The organism is Microbacterium caowuchunii, assembly GCF_008727755.1.
Lineage (GTDB): Bacteria > Actinomycetota > Actinomycetes > Actinomycetales > Microbacteriaceae > Microbacterium > Microbacterium caowuchunii.
Map to the genome: position 1 here is coordinate 1,457,651 of NZ_CP044231.1, position 16,301 is coordinate 1,473,951.

Annotated in this window: 15 protein-coding genes and 1 tRNA gene; 9 read left to right on the forward strand and 7 right to left on the reverse strand. The window is 71.0% G+C overall.

The genetic code is table 11. From position 1 onward, the window contains the following. A complete protein-coding gene (gene glgX / locus F6J84_RS06935) occupies positions 1-2,079 on the reverse strand; it encodes a glycogen debranching protein GlgX (RefSeq protein WP_150972494.1) in 2,079 nt (692 codons plus the stop codon). Positions 2,080-2,154: 75 nt separating this feature from the next. Between glgX and F6J84_RS06940 the strand changes: the two genes are divergently transcribed. From F6J84_RS06940 to ligA, 3 genes are all read left to right on the forward strand, one after another. Continuing rightward, positions 2,155-3,339: a cysteine desulfurase family protein gene (locus F6J84_RS06940; RefSeq protein ID WP_150972497.1), complete on the forward strand. Its 1,185-nt coding sequence runs from the start codon at positions 2,155-2,157 to the stop codon at positions 3,337-3,339. Between the two features lie 9 nt (positions 3,340-3,348). Beyond that, positions 3,349-4,443 carry a tRNA 2-thiouridine(34) synthase MnmA gene (mnmA, locus tag F6J84_RS06945; RefSeq protein WP_150972500.1) on the forward strand — a complete coding sequence of 365 codons (1,095 nt, stop codon included), beginning with the start codon at positions 3,349-3,351 and terminating at the stop codon, positions 4,441-4,443. A gap of 199 nt (positions 4,444-4,642) precedes the next feature. Next, positions 4,643-6,853 carry an NAD-dependent DNA ligase LigA gene (gene ligA, locus F6J84_RS06950; RefSeq protein ID WP_420846195.1) on the forward strand — a complete coding sequence of 737 codons (2,211 nt, stop codon included), beginning with the start codon at positions 4,643-4,645 and terminating at the stop codon, positions 6,851-6,853. Between the two features lie 88 nt (positions 6,854-6,941). Here ligA and F6J84_RS06955 read toward each other — a convergent pair whose 3' ends face one another. Beyond that, on the reverse strand, positions 6,942-8,639 hold the full coding sequence (locus F6J84_RS06955) for a long-chain-fatty-acid--CoA ligase (protein ID WP_191905802.1): 1,698 nt from the start codon (positions 8,637-8,639) through the stop codon (positions 6,942-6,944). Positions 8,640-8,723: 84 nt separating this feature from the next. Here F6J84_RS06955 and gatC point away from each other — a divergent pair, with 84 nt between their 5' ends. From gatC to F6J84_RS06985, 6 genes are all read left to right on the forward strand, one after another. Beyond that, entirely contained in the window at positions 8,724-9,023 is a 300-nt protein-coding gene (gatC, locus tag F6J84_RS06960) for an Asp-tRNA(Asn)/Glu-tRNA(Gln) amidotransferase subunit GatC (protein ID WP_150892371.1), read from the forward strand. After that, positions 9,020-10,531: an Asp-tRNA(Asn)/Glu-tRNA(Gln) amidotransferase subunit GatA gene (gene gatA / locus F6J84_RS06965; RefSeq protein WP_150972505.1), complete on the forward strand. Its 1,512-nt coding sequence runs from the start codon at positions 9,020-9,022 to the stop codon at positions 10,529-10,531. Before gatC ends, gatA begins: the two co-directional genes overlap by 4 nt. Continuing rightward, entirely contained in the window at positions 10,531-12,045 is a 1,515-nt protein-coding gene (gatB, locus tag F6J84_RS06970) for an Asp-tRNA(Asn)/Glu-tRNA(Gln) amidotransferase subunit GatB (RefSeq protein ID WP_150972507.1), read from the forward strand. Before gatA ends, gatB begins: the two co-directional genes overlap by 1 nt. 73 nt (positions 12,046-12,118) lie before the next feature. Beyond that, a complete protein-coding gene (gene dinB, locus F6J84_RS06975) occupies positions 12,119-13,387 on the forward strand; it encodes a DNA polymerase IV (protein ID WP_150972509.1) in 1,269 nt (422 codons plus the stop codon). An 88-nt stretch (positions 13,388-13,475) separates the two neighbouring features. Next, positions 13,476-13,796, forward strand: coding sequence for a hypothetical protein (locus F6J84_RS06980; RefSeq protein WP_150892375.1), 321 nt, complete (start codon positions 13,476-13,478; stop codon positions 13,794-13,796). A 13-nt stretch (positions 13,797-13,809) separates the two neighbouring features. Next, positions 13,810-14,349 (forward strand): nucleoside/nucleotide kinase family protein, encoded by a 540-nt coding sequence (locus tag F6J84_RS06985; protein WP_238702632.1) that lies wholly within the window; start codon positions 13,810-13,812, stop codon positions 14,347-14,349. A gap of 4 nt (positions 14,350-14,353) precedes the next feature. Here the strand turns inward: F6J84_RS06985 and F6J84_RS06990 are convergent, their stop codons facing one another. From F6J84_RS06990 to orn, 5 genes are all read right to left on the reverse strand, one after another. Further along, positions 14,354-14,860 (reverse strand): DUF2017 family protein, encoded by a 507-nt coding sequence (locus tag F6J84_RS06990; protein ID WP_150972511.1) that lies wholly within the window; start codon positions 14,858-14,860, stop codon positions 14,354-14,356. After that, positions 14,857-15,159, reverse strand: a complete 303-nt coding sequence (clpS, locus tag F6J84_RS06995; protein WP_420846183.1) for an ATP-dependent Clp protease adapter ClpS — start codon at positions 15,157-15,159, stop codon at positions 14,857-14,859. Before clpS ends, F6J84_RS06990 begins: the two co-directional genes overlap by 4 nt. Continuing rightward, a complete protein-coding gene (locus tag F6J84_RS07000) occupies positions 15,156-15,491 on the reverse strand; it encodes a metallopeptidase family protein (protein WP_191905776.1) in 336 nt (111 codons plus the stop codon). Before F6J84_RS07000 ends, clpS begins: the two co-directional genes overlap by 4 nt. 46 nt (positions 15,492-15,537) lie before the next feature. After that, positions 15,538-15,613: transfer RNA gene (locus F6J84_RS07005), tRNA-His, on the reverse strand. A gap of 37 nt (positions 15,614-15,650) precedes the next feature. Continuing rightward, a complete protein-coding gene (orn, locus tag F6J84_RS07010; protein WP_150972517.1) occupies positions 15,651-16,274 on the reverse strand; it encodes an oligoribonuclease in 624 nt (207 codons plus the stop codon). Positions 16,275-16,301 lie beyond the last annotated feature (27 nt).

The window sequence follows — 16,301 nt, forward strand, 5'->3', positions numbered from 1 at the left end:
TCACTCCGCGCGGAAAAGATGCATGGATGTCGCGGCCATCGGCACGATCCCACCCGGGACGTGCACGGATCCGGGCTCGGAGGGCACCTCCTCGGCGCTCGTCCAGAGCGATACGTACCGGGTGACACCGGGCACGTCGGGCAGCGTCACGTCGATCGGCGACTCGTTGCCGTGCACGACGAGGAGGATGCGGTTGAAGGCCTCCGTCTCGGGCGTTGACGCCGCGACGTACTGCAGCGTGCGGTGCGCGGGGTTCGTCCAGCGCTCGCCGGACATGGTGTCCCCGTGCTCGTCGTACCACTCCATGACCGATGCGGAGGGGATCGCCTCGTCGGGGCGGGCGAACCGAATCGGCCGCAGCGCCGGGTTGTCCCGCCGCACCTGCAGCAGCCGTCGCGCGTGCGCGTAGAGGTCCTCCTGCCAGGGCGCGTGCTGCCAGGGAAGCCAGGTCAGCGCCGAGTCATGACAGTAGGCGTTGTTGTTGCCGCGCTGCGAGCGACCGAACTCGTCCCCGGCGGTCAGCATGGGGACGCCCGCGGACAGCAGCAGTGTGCCGAGCAGATTGCGCATCGCCTTCCGTCGCGTCGCCAGGATCCACTCGTCGTCGGTCGGTCCCTCGGTGCCGTGGTTGAAGGAGCGGTTCGTGTCGGCGCCGTCGCGTCCCTGCTCGCCGTTGCCGAGGTTGTGCTTGACGTCGTAGGAGACGAGGTCCCGCAGCGTGAAGCCGTCGTGCGCCGTCACGAAGTTCACACCGGCGAGCGGCCCCCGCTCGGCGCTGAAGGTGTTGGACGAACCAGCGAGCCGGGTGGCGAAGCCGCCGATGCCGACCGGGGCGGTGGACGCCCGCCGGGCGTAGTCGATGTCGGAGAGCCAGAAGTTTCGGACCCGGTCCCGGTACCGGTCGTTCCACTCCATCCATCCCTGCCCCATGTTGCCGGTCTGCCAGCCGCCCATCCCCACGTCCCACGGCTCGGCGATCTTCTTCACGTCCGCCAGCACGGGGTCGTCGATGATCGCACGCAGCAGGGGATGCTCCGGGGTGAACGTGTGGTCGGCGTCGCGACCGAGGGTCACGGCCAGGTCGAACCGGAACCCGTCGACCTGCACCTCGTCCGCCCAGTAGCGCAGGGAGTCCAGCACGAGGCGGGCGGCGGCATCGGTGGAGGTGTTCAGTGAGTTGCCGCAGCCGGTCACGTCGATGTAGGCGCCGTCCTCCGTCTGCCGGTAGTACGCCCGGTTGTCCAGGCCACGCAGGCTCGTGCGCGGCCCGCCGATGCCCTCCTCCGCGGTGTGGTTGTAGACGACGTCCAGCACCACTTCCAGACCGGCTTCGTGGAGGAGCTTCACCATGCCCTTGACCTCGCGCAGGACCGCATCCGGGCCCTCCCGGCGGGCGGCCTCGGTGGCGTACTCCGCGTGCGGTGAGAAGAAGTTGAGGCTGTTGTACCCCCAGTAGTTGCACAGTCCGAGCTGGAGCAGGCGCGGCTCCGAAGCGAAGGCGTGGATCGGCAGCAGCTCGATGGTCGTCACCCCGAGATCCAGGAAGTGCTCGATCATCGCCGGGTGTGCGAGACCGGCATAGGTCCCGTGCAGGTGGGCCGGGACGCCGGGGTGACGCTTGGTCATGCCCTTGACGTGCCCCTCGTAGAGCACGGTCCGATCCAGCGGAACCCGGGGCTTGCGTACCCCGCCCCAGTCGAAGGTCGTGTCCACTGCGACCGACCGCCAGTCCGCGAAGCCGCCACTGACGAGCCCCTTGGAGTAGGGCTCGATGAGGAGCGTCTGCGGGTTGAACATGTTGCCGGCCGCGGTCGATCCGGCCACCCGCACGGCGTACCGCGTGCCGGGTCGCAGCAGCTCCGTGTCGATCTGCCACACGCCCCTGGCCTGACGCTGCAGCGGCTCGGCGGCGATGCTCCAGTCGAGATCGCCCTCGTCGAAGACGACGAGTTCGACGCTGTCCGCCGCCTGCGACCACACCCGCAGCGTCCCCCCGCCGTCGTGCAGGGTGACGCCGAGGTCGTCCAGGGCGGGATCCAGCAGACCCGCGGGATCGGCGGTCGTCTTCGGGTTGACCATGCGGACTACCCTAATCACCGCCGGGCCGCACTCTTGACGCGGCAGGCTGCCAGAGTCCCGTGCGACAGTGGAGGGATGCAGGTGTACCTCGATCACGCGGCCTCGAGTCCGCTGCGTCCGCAGGCGCGCGACGCCTGGATCGCCGCGGCCGAGGTGGTCGGCAACGCCTCCTCCATCCACGCGGGCGGGCAGCAGGCGCGCAGAGTGCTCGAAGAGGCACGGGAACGCCTGGCCGCCACCCTGGGGTGCGACCCCATCGAGGTGGTCTTCACCAGCGGGGGGACGGAAGCGGTGAACCTCGCGGTGAAGGGGCTCTGGTCCGCCCGCCCGCAGGGTGCCCGGGATATCGTGCTGCCGGACGGCGAGCATCACGCGACGCTGGATTCGGTGGCGGCGCTCGTCGACCGGGAGGGCGCGGTGCCCCGTCCCGTGCGACTGGAGCGGACCGGGGCGATCCCGGTCGCGGATTTCACCGCCGCGCTGCCGGGAGCCGCCTTCGCGACGGCGATGGTCGCGAACAACGAACTGGGCACGATCTCCGATGCGGCCGCGCTCGCCGCGGCCGCGGCGTCCGCGGAGGTCGCCCTGCACCTCGACGCGGTGGCCGCATTCGGGCACATCCCGCTCTCGTTCTCCGACTGGCGGGCGGATGCGGCCGGGCCCGGCGGGCTGGTGGCTATGAGCGTCTCGGCGCACAAGGTCGGGGGACCGGTGGGTGTCGGGGCCGTGGTGGTGGCCCGGGGCGCTCGCCTGCGTCCGCAGATCCACGGTGGCGGACAGCAGCGGGGACTCCGGGCGGGGACGCAGGACGTGGCCGGTGCGGCGGCATTCGCGGTGGCCGCCGAGGCGGCGCTCGCCGACCAGGCCGCGGAGGGCGTGCGGCTCGGCCGTCTGCGCGAACGGCTGGCCGCGGGGATCCTCACCGCCGTGCCGGACGCCGAGCCCCTCGGGGACCCCGTCCGGCGGGTCCCGGGAACCCTGCACATGCACTTCGCCGGCGCGCGCGGAGAGACCCTGCTGTTCCTGCTCGATCAGCGCGGTGTCGCCGTCTCCACCGGCTCCGCCTGTCAGGCGGGGGTCCCGGAGCCGTCCCATGTGGTCCAGGCGATCGGGCGCGACGAGGAGACCGCTCGCTCGGTGCTGCGCTTCAGCCTCGGCCGGACGACGACCGAAAGCGACGTGGACGCGGCGCTCGCCGCCATCCCGTGGGCCGTCGAACGGGCGCGCGCAGCCGGGGCCGCCCGTTCCCCGCGCTCGTAGACTGGAACGATGCGAATCCTTGCGGCGATGAGCGGTGGCGTCGATTCCGCCGTGGCGGCGGCGCGCGCCGTCGAGGCCGGCCACGAGGTCGTCGGGGTGCATCTCGCCCTCTCCCGGGCCGGGGGCACGCTGCGGACGGGCAGTCGCGGGTGCTGCACGATCGAGGACGCGATGGACGCCCGGCGGGCGGCGGACCGCCTCGGCATCCCCTTCTACGTGTGGGACTTCTCGGAGCGCTTCCGCGACGACGTGATCGAGGACTTCGTCTCGGAGTACCGGGCCGGACGCACGCCCAACCCGTGCATGCGCTGCAACGAGAAGATCAAGTTCGCCGCGCTGCTCGAGCGCGCGCTGGAGCTCGGCTTCGACGCGGTGTGCACGGGGCACTACGCCACCCTGGTCGAGACGCCGGACGGCCCGGAGCTGCATCGCGCGTCGGATCAGGCGAAGGACCAGTCCTACGTGCTCGGCGTGCTCACCGCGGAGCAGCTCGCCCACACCTATTTCCCGCTGGGATCGACACCGTCCAAGGCGCTGGTCAGGGCCGAGGCCGCCGAACGGGGCCTGACGGTCGCTCAGAAGCCGGACAGTCACGACATCTGCTTCATCCCCGACGGGGACACCCGGGGCTGGCTGGCCGAGCGGGTCGGCATCGCCGAGGGCGACATCGTCGACCGTTCCGGCGCGGTCGTGGGGCAGCACGAGGGCGCCCACGGCTACACGGTCGGCCAGCGCCGCGGCCTGTCGCTCGGAGTGCCCGCACCCGACGGGAAGCCGAGGTTCGTCCTGGAGGTCCGGCCCGTCTCGAACACCGTCGTCGTCGGTCCCCGCGAGGCGCTCGCCACCGCCGAGATCTCCGGGCACCGGCACTCCTGGGCGGGGCGCGCCCCGCAGGAGTCCGCGTTCGCATGCGACGTGCAGATCCGAGCGCACGCGGACCCGGTCCCGGCATGGGCGACCTGGCAGGACGGTGCGCTGACGGTTCGCCCGGAGGTGCCGTTCGAGGGCGTCGCCCCGGGACAGACCGCCGTGCTCTACGTCGGCACGCGGGTGCTGGGCCAGTTCACGATCGATCGCACCGTCTCCGCCGTCCCCGCCGCCTGAGCGCGATCCCGGCAGCGGTGCGGGACCCCCTCCCTAAACTGGAGGGGTGACGGATTCCGACGACTCGATCGACCTCGCCCTGACCCTCGAGGCGGCACGCGCCGAGGGGCAGGAGCTCACCGAGCGGATCCTCGGCGCCCGCGACGCCTACTACGGCGCGGACGCCGAGATCGTCGACGACGCGACCTACGACGGATGGATGCGGCGGCTCGAGCAGATCGAACGCGCTTTCCCCGAGCTGCAGGGTCAGGACTCGCCGACGCAGTCCGTCGGGGCGGCGCAGACGTCCGATCTCGCGACGATCGAGCACGCCGAGCGGATGCTCAGCCTCGACAACGTCTTCTCCCCGGAGGAGCTGCGCGAATGGTGCGTGAAGGCGGAGAACTCCGCCGGACGTCGGGTGAGGTGGCTCACGGAACTGAAGATCGACGGGCTCGCGATCAGTCTGCGCTACGAGAACGGCGTCCTCACCTCGGCCGCGACCCGCGGCGACGGCCGGGTGGGGGAGATCGTGACCGAGAACGCCCTGCGCCTGGGGGACATCCCCGAGCGGCTGAGCGGCACGGGCCATCCGGCGCTCGTCGAGGTCCGCGGAGAGGTGTTCATCCCGGTCGCCGCCTTCGAGCGGCTGAACGCGTTGCAGGCCGAGCTGCGGGAACGTGCCGTCGCGGAGGCCCGTGAGCGGTGGGCGACCCGCAAGGCGGGGGCGGCGGAGTTCGACGAGGAGAAGGCGCGGGCCGCGGCGCAACGCCGGTTCCCGGCGTTCGCCAACCCGCGCAACGCCGCCAGCGGGGGACTCCGGCAGCAGCTCGACAAGAAGACCGGGCTCGAGCGCGAAGCGGCACTGGAGCGGATCGGAGCACTGCGCCTGTACGTCCACGGCATCGGTGCCTGGCCCGATCCGCCGGTCTCGGCCCAGAGCGAGGTCTACGCGCTGCTCGAGGGATGGGGCCTCCCGGTGAGCACCCACAACCGGGTGAACGACGACATCGACGGGGTGCTCGGGTTCGTCGCGTACTACGGCGAGCACCGGCATGACGTGGAGCACGAGCTGGACGGCATCGTCGTGAAGGTCGACGAGCTCTCCCTGCACGACGAACTCGGCGCGACGAGCCGTGCACCCCGGTGGGCGATCGCGTACAAGTACCCGCCGGAGCAGGTGAACACCCGCCTGCTCGACATCGTCGTCTCGGTGGGACGGACCGGTCGGGCCACGCCCTTCGCGGTGATGGAGCCCGTCCGGGTCGCAGGTTCCGTGGTGCGGCAGGCCACCCTGCACAACCAGGACGTCGTCAAGGCCAAGGGCGTCCTCATCGGCGACACCGTCGTCCTGCGCAAAGCGGGCGACGTGATCCCGGAGGTGCTGGGTCCGGTCGCCGAGCTCAGGGACGGCACGGAGCGGGCCTTCGTCATGCCGGCGGAGTGTCCCGAGTGCGGCACGCCCCTCGCCCCGGCGAAGGAGGGCGACATCGATCTGCGCTGCCCGAACGCGCGGTCGTGCCCCGCCCAGGTGCGCGGTCGCGTGGAACACATCGGCTCGCGCGGTGCGCTGGACATCGAAGCGCTCGGTGAGGTGACCGCCGCGGCCCTCACCCAGCCGGATGTGCCCGCCGAGCCGCCCCTCGACACGGAGGCGGGCCTGTTCGATCTCACCCTGGAGCAGATCGTCCCGATCGAGGTGGTCGTGCGGGACGCCGAGACCGGGCTCCCGAAGGAGAACGATGCGGGGGTCGTGAAGAAGCGCAGCCCGTTCCGGCGCAATCCCTCCGCGGAGGAGAAGCGCGCCGGGCTGACCGGCCCGCAGCCGTCCGAGCAGGCGCGGAAACTCCTGGAGGAGCTCGAGAAGGCCAAGACGAAGGACCTGTGGCGGCTCCTCGTCGCGCTGAACATCCGGCACGTCGGTCCCGTCGCCGCTCGGGCGCTCGCCCAGTGGTTCGGCTCGCTCGATGCGATACGTGCCGCCTCCCGCGAGGAGCTCGCCGCCGTCGAGGGTGTGGGCGGCATCATCGCGGACGCGGTGCTCGACTGGTTCGAGGTGGATTGGCATCGCGACATCGTGGAGCGCTGGAGCGAGGCCGGAGTGCGATGGGCGACGCCCGGTCATCCCGGCCCTGGCGCGGCATCCGCCGGCGGCGGGGTCCTCGAGGGGATCACGGTCGTCGCGACCGGATCGCTCGAGGGATACTCGCGGGAGGGCGCCCAGGAGGCGATCATCGCCGCCGGGGGGAAGGCGGCGTCCAGCGTCTCGAAGAAGACCGACTTCGTCGCCGCCGGTCCGGGCGCGGGCTCAAAGCTCGCCAAGGCCGAGGACCTCGGGGTACGGATCATCGACGCCGCCCAGTTCCGCATCCTGGTCGAGCAGGGACCCGCCGCCCTCGACGCGCCGGTAGCCACCGAGCCACCCCTTTGATTCCGAACCGCCCCTGAGCCCACGCGTGCGAAAGGGGCGGCTCGGCGGGGGAGGGGTGGCTCGGCGGGGTGAGGATGGGGCCGGGCGGTCAGCCGCCCGAGGTCAGGGTGAGCAGCCGTTCCCGCACCTGACGGCGCAGGACCTTGCCGATCATGGAGGTCGGCAGCTCGTCCACCACGAAGATCCGTCGCGGCACCTTGTACGGCGTGAGGATGCCGCGGGCATGCTCCCGCACGGCCTCCACGTCGACGTCGGTTCCGGGCGGGACCACGATGGCCGCGACGACCTCCTCCCCGGAGGTCTCGTTCGGCAGGCCGACGACGGCAGCATCCTCGACGTCGGGATGCTGGCGCAGCGCGATCTCCACCTCGGTGGGGGCCACGTTGAACCCGCCCGTGATGATCAGCTCCTTGATCCGGTCGACGATCCGCACGAACCCGTCTGGATCGATCGTGACGACGTCGCCGGTGCGGAACCAGCCGTCCACGAACACCGCATCGGTCTCCTCCGGCTTGCCGTAGTACCCGCGGAACACCTGCGGACCGCGCACGAGCAGTTCACCGCGTTCGCCGGCGGCGACGTCCACCCGGGGGTCGTCGGGGTCCACGACCCGGCACTCGGTGCCCGGCAGCGGCAGGCCGACGGTGCCGGCGACCCGGTTGTCCGCGACGGGGTTCGCCATGAGGACGGGGGAGCACTCGCTCAGGCCGTATCCCTCGACGAGGTATCCACCGGTCTCCTCCTCGAAGGGCACCACCAGGTCGTGGGGGAGGGCCATCGCCCCGGAGATCGCGATCTCCGTGCCCCGCAGCGACACCCCCTTCTCCTGCGCGGCACGCAGCAGGCGCGCCGCGATCGGCGGAACGAGCGGCAGGAACGTGGCGGGATGCTTCCTCGTCACGGCGAGGACCATGTCGGCGTCGAACTTCGGGAAGAGCACGAGGCGCGCCCCCATCGACATCGCGAACGTCAGGCACAGCGTCAGGCCGTACGCGTGGAACATCGGAAGAACGGCGTACACCACGCATCCCTCACCGCGCACGATGGACGGGACCCAGGCGCGGGCCTGCGCCGCGTTCGCCAGCAGGTTGCGATGGGTGAGCGCGGCGCCCTTCGGGGTGCCCGTCGTCCCGCTCGTGTACTGGATGATCGCGAGGTCGTCGGCGACCGGCTTCGGGTGTCCCGCGGGCAGGGGGTTCGCCCGCAGCAGCGTCTCCCACGGCACGGTGCCGGACACCCGTTCGTGCAGGGCGGTGCGGGATTCCCGCGCCTTCGCGATCGGCAGTCGCAGCGCGGCGCGGGTGCGCAGCGGCATCGCCCGGGTCACGTCGATGGACACCAGCGCCTCCACCCGGAGGTCCGCCGGGAACTCCTGGATCGTGCGCACCGCCTTGCTCCAGACGATGGCGTGCTTCGCGCCGTGGTCCTCGAACTGCTTGCGCAGCTCCCTCGGCGTGTAGAGCGGATTGTGCTCGACCACGACCGCGCCGAGGCGGAGCACCGCGTAGAACGCGACGATGTGCTGGGGGCAGTTGGGCAGCACGATCGCGACCGGGTCGCCGGGGCGCACGCCGAGGTCGCGCAGACCGGCCGCCGCGCGTGCGATCTGCGCGTCCAGCTCGCGGTACGTCGTCACGCGGCCGAAGAACTGGAGCGCGGCGGCATCGGGGTAGTCCCGTGCGGATGCCTCGACGAGATCGCCCAGGCATCCGGTGACGGGTCCCAGGTCCTCCGGTACACCATCGGCGTAGCTGCGTACCCAGGGGCGAGGGGGATCGAACGTCATCACCCGCACAGCATAGGGGGAACCCCCGCGGCGGCCCGGCCCTGCGCGGAAGGGGGTCGCGAGCGGAACGCCTAGACTTGTGGGGTGTCGGAAATCACCCCAGATCTCGTGCGCCACCTCGGTGTGCTCGCCCGTATCCAGCTGAGCGACGAGGAGGTCGGACGACTCACCAGTCAGCTCGACGTCATCGTCGACAACATCGCGAAGGTCTCCGAGGTCGCGACCCCGGACGTCCCGGCGACGAGCCATCCCGTTCCCCTGCAGAACGTGTACCGCCCGGACGAGGTGGGGGTCCCCCTCACCCTCGACGAGGTGCTGCAGAACGCACCGGACGCCGCCGACGGCCGCTTCCGCGTGACCGCCATCCTGGGAGAAGAACAGTGACCGACCTGACCCGCCTCAGCGCCGCGGACCTCGCTGACCGACTGGCCGCCCGCGAGGTGTCCAGCGTGGAGGCCACGCAGGCTCACCTGGACCGCATCGCGGCCGTGGACGGCGACGTGCACGCCTTCCTGCACGTCAGTGACCACGCACTCGAGGTGGCCGCGGACATCGACCGTCGCCGGGCCGCCGGTGAGGACCTCGGCCCGGTGGCCGGCGTGCCGCTCGCCATCAAGGACGTGCTCGTCACGACCGACATGCCCTCCACGAGTGGATCCCGCATCCTCGAGGGGTACATGTCGCCGTACGACGCCACGGTGGTCGCCCGCTCCCGTGCAGCCGGTCTCGTGCCACTCGGGAAGACGAACATGGACGAGTTCGCGATGGGCTCGTCGACCGAGCACTCCGCGTACGGTCCCACCCGCAACCCGTGGGACCTCGACCGCATCCCCGGCGGCTCCGGCGGCGGATCCGCGGCGGCCGTCGCGGCCTTCGAAGCGCCCCTCGCCCTCGGGTCCGACACCGGCGGCTCCATCCGCCAGCCGGCACACGTCACCGGAACCGTCGGCATCAAGCCGACCTACGGCGGCGTCAGCCGTTACGGTGCGATCGCCCTGGCCTCGTCCCTCGACCAGGTCGGACCCGTCACCCGCTCCGTGCTGGATGCGGGGCTGCTGCACGACGTGATCGGCGGACACGACCCGCACGACTCCACCTCCCTCGACCAGACCTGGCCCTCGTTCGCGGCCGCTGCGCGTGAAGGAGCCCGGGGCGACGTGCTCAAGGGCCTCCGCGTGGGCGTCATCACGGAGCTCCCCGACAGTGGCTTCCAGAAGGGGGTGTCGGAGTCGTTCCGCGCCTCCCTGGACCTCATGGCCGCGCAGGGGGCGGAGATCGTCGAGATCAGCGCGCCGCACTTCGAGTACGGCGTCGCCGCGTACTACCTGATCCTGCCCGCCGAAGCCTCGAGCAATCTCGCGAAGTTCGACTCCGTGCGATTCGGGATGCGGGTGAACGTGCCCGGTGGCACGGTCGAGGACGTCATGGCCGCGACCCGCGACGCGGGATTCGGCGACGAGGTCAAGCGCCGCATCATCCTGGGCACCTACGCCCTGTCGGCCGGCTACTACGACGCCTACTACGGCTCGGCGCAGAAGGTGCGCACGCTCATCCAGCGCGACTTCGACACCGCCTTCGGGCAGGTCGACGTCATCGCGACCCCGTCCGCGCCGACGACGGCCTTCCGCCTGGGCGAGAAGATCGACGACCCGCTGCAGATGTACCTCAACGACGTCACCACGATCCCGGCGAACCTCGCCGGCGTGCCGGGGATCTCGATCCCCTCGGGACTCGCCGCCGAGGACGGTCTCCCGGTCGGCATCCAGTTCCTGGCACCGGTCCGCGAGGACGCTCGCCTCTACCGGGTGGGCGCGGCGCTCGAGGCGTTGCTGGAGGATTCATGGGGTGGTCCGCTGCTGGACCGTGCCCCGGCACTGGGAGGGGCGCTCTGATGGCCAAGGACAAGATCATGGACTTCGACAAGGCGCTCGAGCTGTTCGAGCCCGTCCTCGGCTTCGAGGTGCACGTCGAACTCAACACCAAGACGAAGATGTTCTCCTCCGCGCCGAACCCCGCCGACTCGGCGAACCACGGCGCGGCGCCGAACACGCTCGTGCGCCCGGTCGACATGGGGCTTCCCGGTGCGCTGCCGGTCGTCAACGAGCAGGCCGTGCGGTTCTCGATCAGCCTCGGCCTGGCGCTCGGCTGCTCGATCGCCCCGTCCAGCCGGTTCGCGCGCAAGAACTACTTCTACCCGGACCTCGGCAAGAACTACCAGATCTCGCAGTACGACGAGCCGATCGCCTTCGAGGGGCAGGTCCAGGTGGAGCTCGCCGACGGGACCCTCGTGGATGTCCCGATCGAGCGCGCCCACATGGAGGAGGACGCCGGCAAGCTGACCCACATGGGGGGCGCGACCGGCCGCATCCAGGGCGCGGAGTACTCCCTCGTGGACTACAACCGCGCGGGTGTCCCGCTCGTCGAGATCGTCACCAAGCCCATCTTCGGCGCGGAGCACCGTGCACCGGAGATCGCGAAGGCGTACGTGCAGACCATCCGCGACATCGTGCTGTCGCTCGGGATCTCCGAGGCCAGGCTCGAGCGCGGCAACCTGCGCTGCGACGCCAACGTGTCGCTGCGCCCCCGCGGTCAGGAGAAGCTCGGGACGCGCACCGAGACGAAGAACGTGAACTCCATGCGCTCGGTCGAGCGCGCGGTGCGGTACGAGATCCAGCGGCAGGCCGCCATCCTCGCCGAAGGCGGCACGATCATCCAGGAGACCCGGCACTGGCACGAGGACACCGGGCGGACTTCGCCGGGACGCCCGAAGTCGGATGCCGACGACTACCGCTACTTCCCGGAGCCGGACCTGCTGCCCGTCGTGCCGGCACCGGAGCTCATCGAGCAACTGCGTGCCGAGCTGCCCGAGCCGCCGGCTGCGCGCCGGCGCCGGCTGAAGGGCGAGTGGGGCTTCACGGATCTGGAGTTCCAGGACGTCGCGAACGGCGGACTGCTGGCCGAGGTCGAGGCGACGATCGCCGCGGGCGCCGCGCCCGCCGCCGCACGCAAGTGGTGGACGGGTGAGATCACCCGCATCGCGAACGCCCAGGACCGGGAGGCGACCGACCTGGTCAGCCCGGCCGACGTCGCCGCCCTGCAGGGACTCGTCGACGCGGGGACCCTGACCGACAAGCTGGCCCGTCAGGTACTGGAGGGCGTCATCGCGGGGGAGGGGACCCCGCAGGAGGTCGTCGACGCACGCGGCCTCGCCGTCGTCTCCGACGACGGTGCGCTGATCGCGGCGATCGACGAGGCGCTGGCCTCGCAGCCCGACGTGATGGCGAAGATCCGCGACGGCAAGGTGCAGGCCGCTGGGGCGGTCATCGGCGCGGTGATGAAGGCGATGAAGGGCCAGGCGGATGCCGCTCGCGTCCGGGAGCTGATCCTCGAGCGCGCGAACGCGTGACCCCGTTGCGCTGACCGCGGGTGTTCTTCCGTCTCATGGGCCGGATGTCGGCGGCGCGGAGGAGAATCGGAACGTGGGACGAGGCGACGGAAGCGGGCGGATGGTGTCGCCCGCCGACGCCGACGACACCGGCGCGGGCATCCTCCACGTCGACATGGACGCGTTCTACGCGGCGGTGGAGGTGCTCGACGATCCCTCGCTGGCCGGGAAGGCGATCATCGTCGGCGCCCCGGAGGGACGCAGCGTCGTCTCCAGCGCCTCCTACGAGGCGCGGCGCTACGGCGTGCGCTCCGCCATGCCGGTGTCCCAGGCACTGCGGCTGTGCCCCACCGCGATCGTCGTACGCCCGCACTTCGACCGCTACGTGGAAATGTCCCGCCAGGTGATGGAGATCTTCCACGAGATCACCCCGCTGGTCGAGCCGCTCTCGATCGACGAGGCCTTCCTGGACGTCCGCGGCGCCCGGCGCCTGTGGGGCCCGCCGGGGACCATCGCCCGGATGCTGCGCGCCCGGGTCAAGGAGCGCACCGGGCTCACCTGCAGCATCGGCGCGGCGGCCACGAAGCACGTCGCGAAGATGGCTTCGACCCTCAGCAAGCCGGACGGTCTCCTGATCATCCCGGAGCACCGCACGATGGAGTTCCTCGTCCCGCGCTCCGTGCGCGCGCTCTGGGGTGTCGGGCCGAAGTCCGCCGAGGCGCTGGAATCCCGCGGCATCCGGACGATCGGGGATGTGGTGGCAACGCCCCGTCCGGTGCTGGAGCGTGCCCTGGGCGCCTCGATGGGGGCGCGGGTCTGGCACCTCGCCCGCGGTGAGGATGTCCGCGAGGTCGAGGTCGAACGGGTCGAGAAGAGCATCGGCCATGAGGAGACCTTCGAGGACGACGTGGACGACGACGCCGTGCTCGGGGCGGAGCTGCGCCGGCTCGCCGACCGGGTGGGCGCGCGGCTCCGGGCGCACGGTGCCGAGGCGGCGACCGTCTCGATCAAGGTCCGCTTCGCGGACTTCCGGACGCTCACGCGGTCGGTCACCCTCACCGAGCCGACGGCCGTGGGGCAGCGGATCGGGGATGCCGCGCGGACCCTGTTCGGCACCCTCGATCGTCCGATGCCCATCCGCCTCATCGGCGTGCGCGCCGAGAACCTGCGCCCCGCGGCGGCCTCCGCCCTGCTCTGGGACGACGACGCGGAGTGGCGCCGGGTCGAGGAGGCGATGGACGATGCCTCCTCACGCTTCGGCCGGGGCGTGGTCACCCGGGCGGCGCTGCTCGGCGGGCCGCGCGCCGGCTCATCCTTGCCGTCCCATCCGCGTCCCCCGCGCACCGACGCGGACGGAGCGTGACGCGCATCCCGGCCGCGCACTCCCGGGCATGCGTGCGGCACGAGGTCAAGCGCTGTGCGCAGCCGGTTCGCCGCACTAGCGTGGAGTCATGTCCAACTTCGTACTCGATCTCGGCAAGCAGGCGGCCACCCTCGGTGTGAACGCCGTCTATGGTGAACAGCAGGATGTCGACGGCGTCCGGATGATCCCGGTGGCGCTGTCCTGGAACGGCTTCGGCGGCGGTGGGGACGACTCCGGCAACTCCGGCGGCGGGGGCGGGGCGTACGCCGTGCCGCTCGGGGCATACATCCGCAAGGGCGACGATCTGCGCTTCGAGCCGAACGTGGTTTCCTTCCTCGCGGTGGCGATCCCGTTCGTGTGGGTCGCCGGACGTGCGCTCAGCCGTGTCATCCGCGCGCTCAAGAAGTGACGTCGTCCCGCCGTTGACCGCGACCGCCGCGGCCGCATCCATCGCGGCCTCGGCCCTCGCCGTGCGTGCGGCGCCGCGCATCCTCGTGGACGGACGCTCCGGGTCCGGCAAGACGACCCTCGCAACGGAGCTCGTGCGTCGTCATCCGGAGTTCCAGATCGTCGCCCTGGACGACCTGTACCCGGGGTGGGACGGCCTGTTCGCGGGAAGCGATCGCGCGCTGGAGGACGTCCTGACGCCGCATGCGGAGGGGCGCGTGGGCCGGTGGCGGCGATGGGACTGGGACACGGAGGCGTACGCCGAGGAGCACGCCGTCCAGCCGGACCGCCCGCTCCTCGTCGAGGGCTCCGGCGTCCTGACCGCCCGCAGCGCTGTATTGGGCGACGTGTGCATCTGGATGGACGCGGATGCGGATCAGCGTCGCATGCGGGCCCTCGCCCGCGACGGTGCCACGTTCGAGCCGCATTGGGAGAGATGGGCCCGCCAGGAGGAGGAGCACCTCGCCGCGCATGACCCGCTGCGGTGGGCGTCTGCGGTGGTATCGCTCCGCTAGCGCCTCACGCGGCGGCGGATGCCGCGCGGGTGAGCTGGTCCAGGCGGTAGCCCAGCCACTCGTAGACGCCGAACCGCGGGTCGTCCGGATCGTGGTCTTCCTCGCTCGTGATCCCGAGCCGCGAGGCGAGTACCAGGCGCACCGCCGCCAGCGTCCGCATCCAGGATGCGGCCCTGCCTCGGTCCAGGGTGAGGGTGAACTCGGTGCGCGCGGCGCTCTCGGACAGCGACTGCGGATCCGTGACGTCACCGGCGATGGCCAGGTCTGCGAGGACGGCGGCCGCTTCGTGGGTACGACGACGGAGGAGCTCGGGTTGAGTGGCGGAGCGGAACTGCGCGGCGGCCGACTCGTCGTCGGGATAGGCGCTGGGGACCAGTCGCGAGATCGCGGGGTCCGTGGCGGCATCCGGCGAACCGGTCAAGAGGTCCACGAACTGGTTGACGAGTCCGCGCAGGTGAACGGCTTCCAGCCGGGACAGTTCGAGCAGGACGTCCTCGGAGGCGGCACTCATGCGCGCGGCGCCTTCCGCACCGTAGCCCACAGGCCGTAGTCGTGCATGGCCTGTGCGTGCAGTTCCATCTGCTCCCGCATCCCCTCCGAGACGACGGCGTGGCCGTCGTGGTGGACGCCGAGCATGAGCCGGGTGGCCTCGGCCTCGGAGTACCCGAAGTAGGTCCGGAAGACGTGGACCACGTAGCTCATCAGATTCACCGGGTCGTTCCAGACGACCGTCTGCCAGTCCGGGTCCAGCGTCCGGGCGCCGAGATCCGTGTCCTCGGCGATGTCGGGCGTGGCGAGCGGCGCGGTCATGCCCATCCCAGTTCGTGCAGCCGGTCATCGTCGATGCCGTAGAAGTGGGCGATCTCGTGGACGAGGGTCGTGTGCACCTCGTCGCGCAGCTCCGCCTCATCGGCGCAGGCACGCAGGTGCGCCTCGCGGTAGACGATGATCCGGTCGGGGAGCTCGCCCATTCCGTAGCGCTCGCGTTCGGTCAGCGCCCAGCCGTCGTAGAGTCCGAGCAGGTCATCCTGCTCGTGACGATCCTCGACCACGAACACGACGTTCTCCAACCCATCGACCATGTCATCGGGCAGTCGGTCCAGCTCGTCGACGACGAGCTGCTCGAAAGCCTCATGATCCATGTTCAACATCATCGGGTCGCGCTGCACGGGTGCACGCGCCCTTCCTTGGGGTGAGTAACGGGACTTGAACCCGCGACCCCCTGGACCACAACCAGGTGCTCTACCAACTGAGCTATACCCACCAAGTCTCCCGCTGGAGCGGGCAACCAGACAATTCTGTCACATCTCTGGAGCGAATTTGGACACGACGGATGCGGCGACCGCGCGGGCGTCGTCGCTCGAGGGTCCGGGGGCCTCGACGAAGACCGCTTCGCGGTAGTAGGCGAGCTCGCGGATGGACTCGCGGATGTCCGCGAGGGCCCGGTGTCCGCCGTCCTTCGCCGGCGCGTTGAAGTAGACCCGGGGGTACCAGCGCCGGGAGAGCTCCTTGATGCTCGAGACATCGACGTTGCGGTAGTGCAGCCACCGGTCCAGCCGCGGCATGTAGCGCGCCAGGAATGCACGGTCGGTGCCGATCGTGTTACCGGCGAGCGGCGCCTTGCCCTCGATGGGCACGAAACGCTGGATGTACTCGAGGGCCTGGAACTCCGCCTCGGCGACGCTGACACCGGCCGGGATCTCCTCGAGGAGCCCCGAGGTGCGGTGCATCTCGGTGACGAACTCGCCCATGTTCTCCAGCGCGGAGGCGTCGGGCTTGATGACGAGCTGGAACCCGTCGTCGAGCGGGTTCAGTTCGAAGTCGGTCACCACGACCGCGATCTCCACGAGTTGGTCGACGTCGAGGTCGAGCCCGGTCATCTCGCAATCGATCCAGACCAGGCGATCGCCGTCGGTTCCACTCATATCGTCATCCTCCTCCGGGCCCCCGAC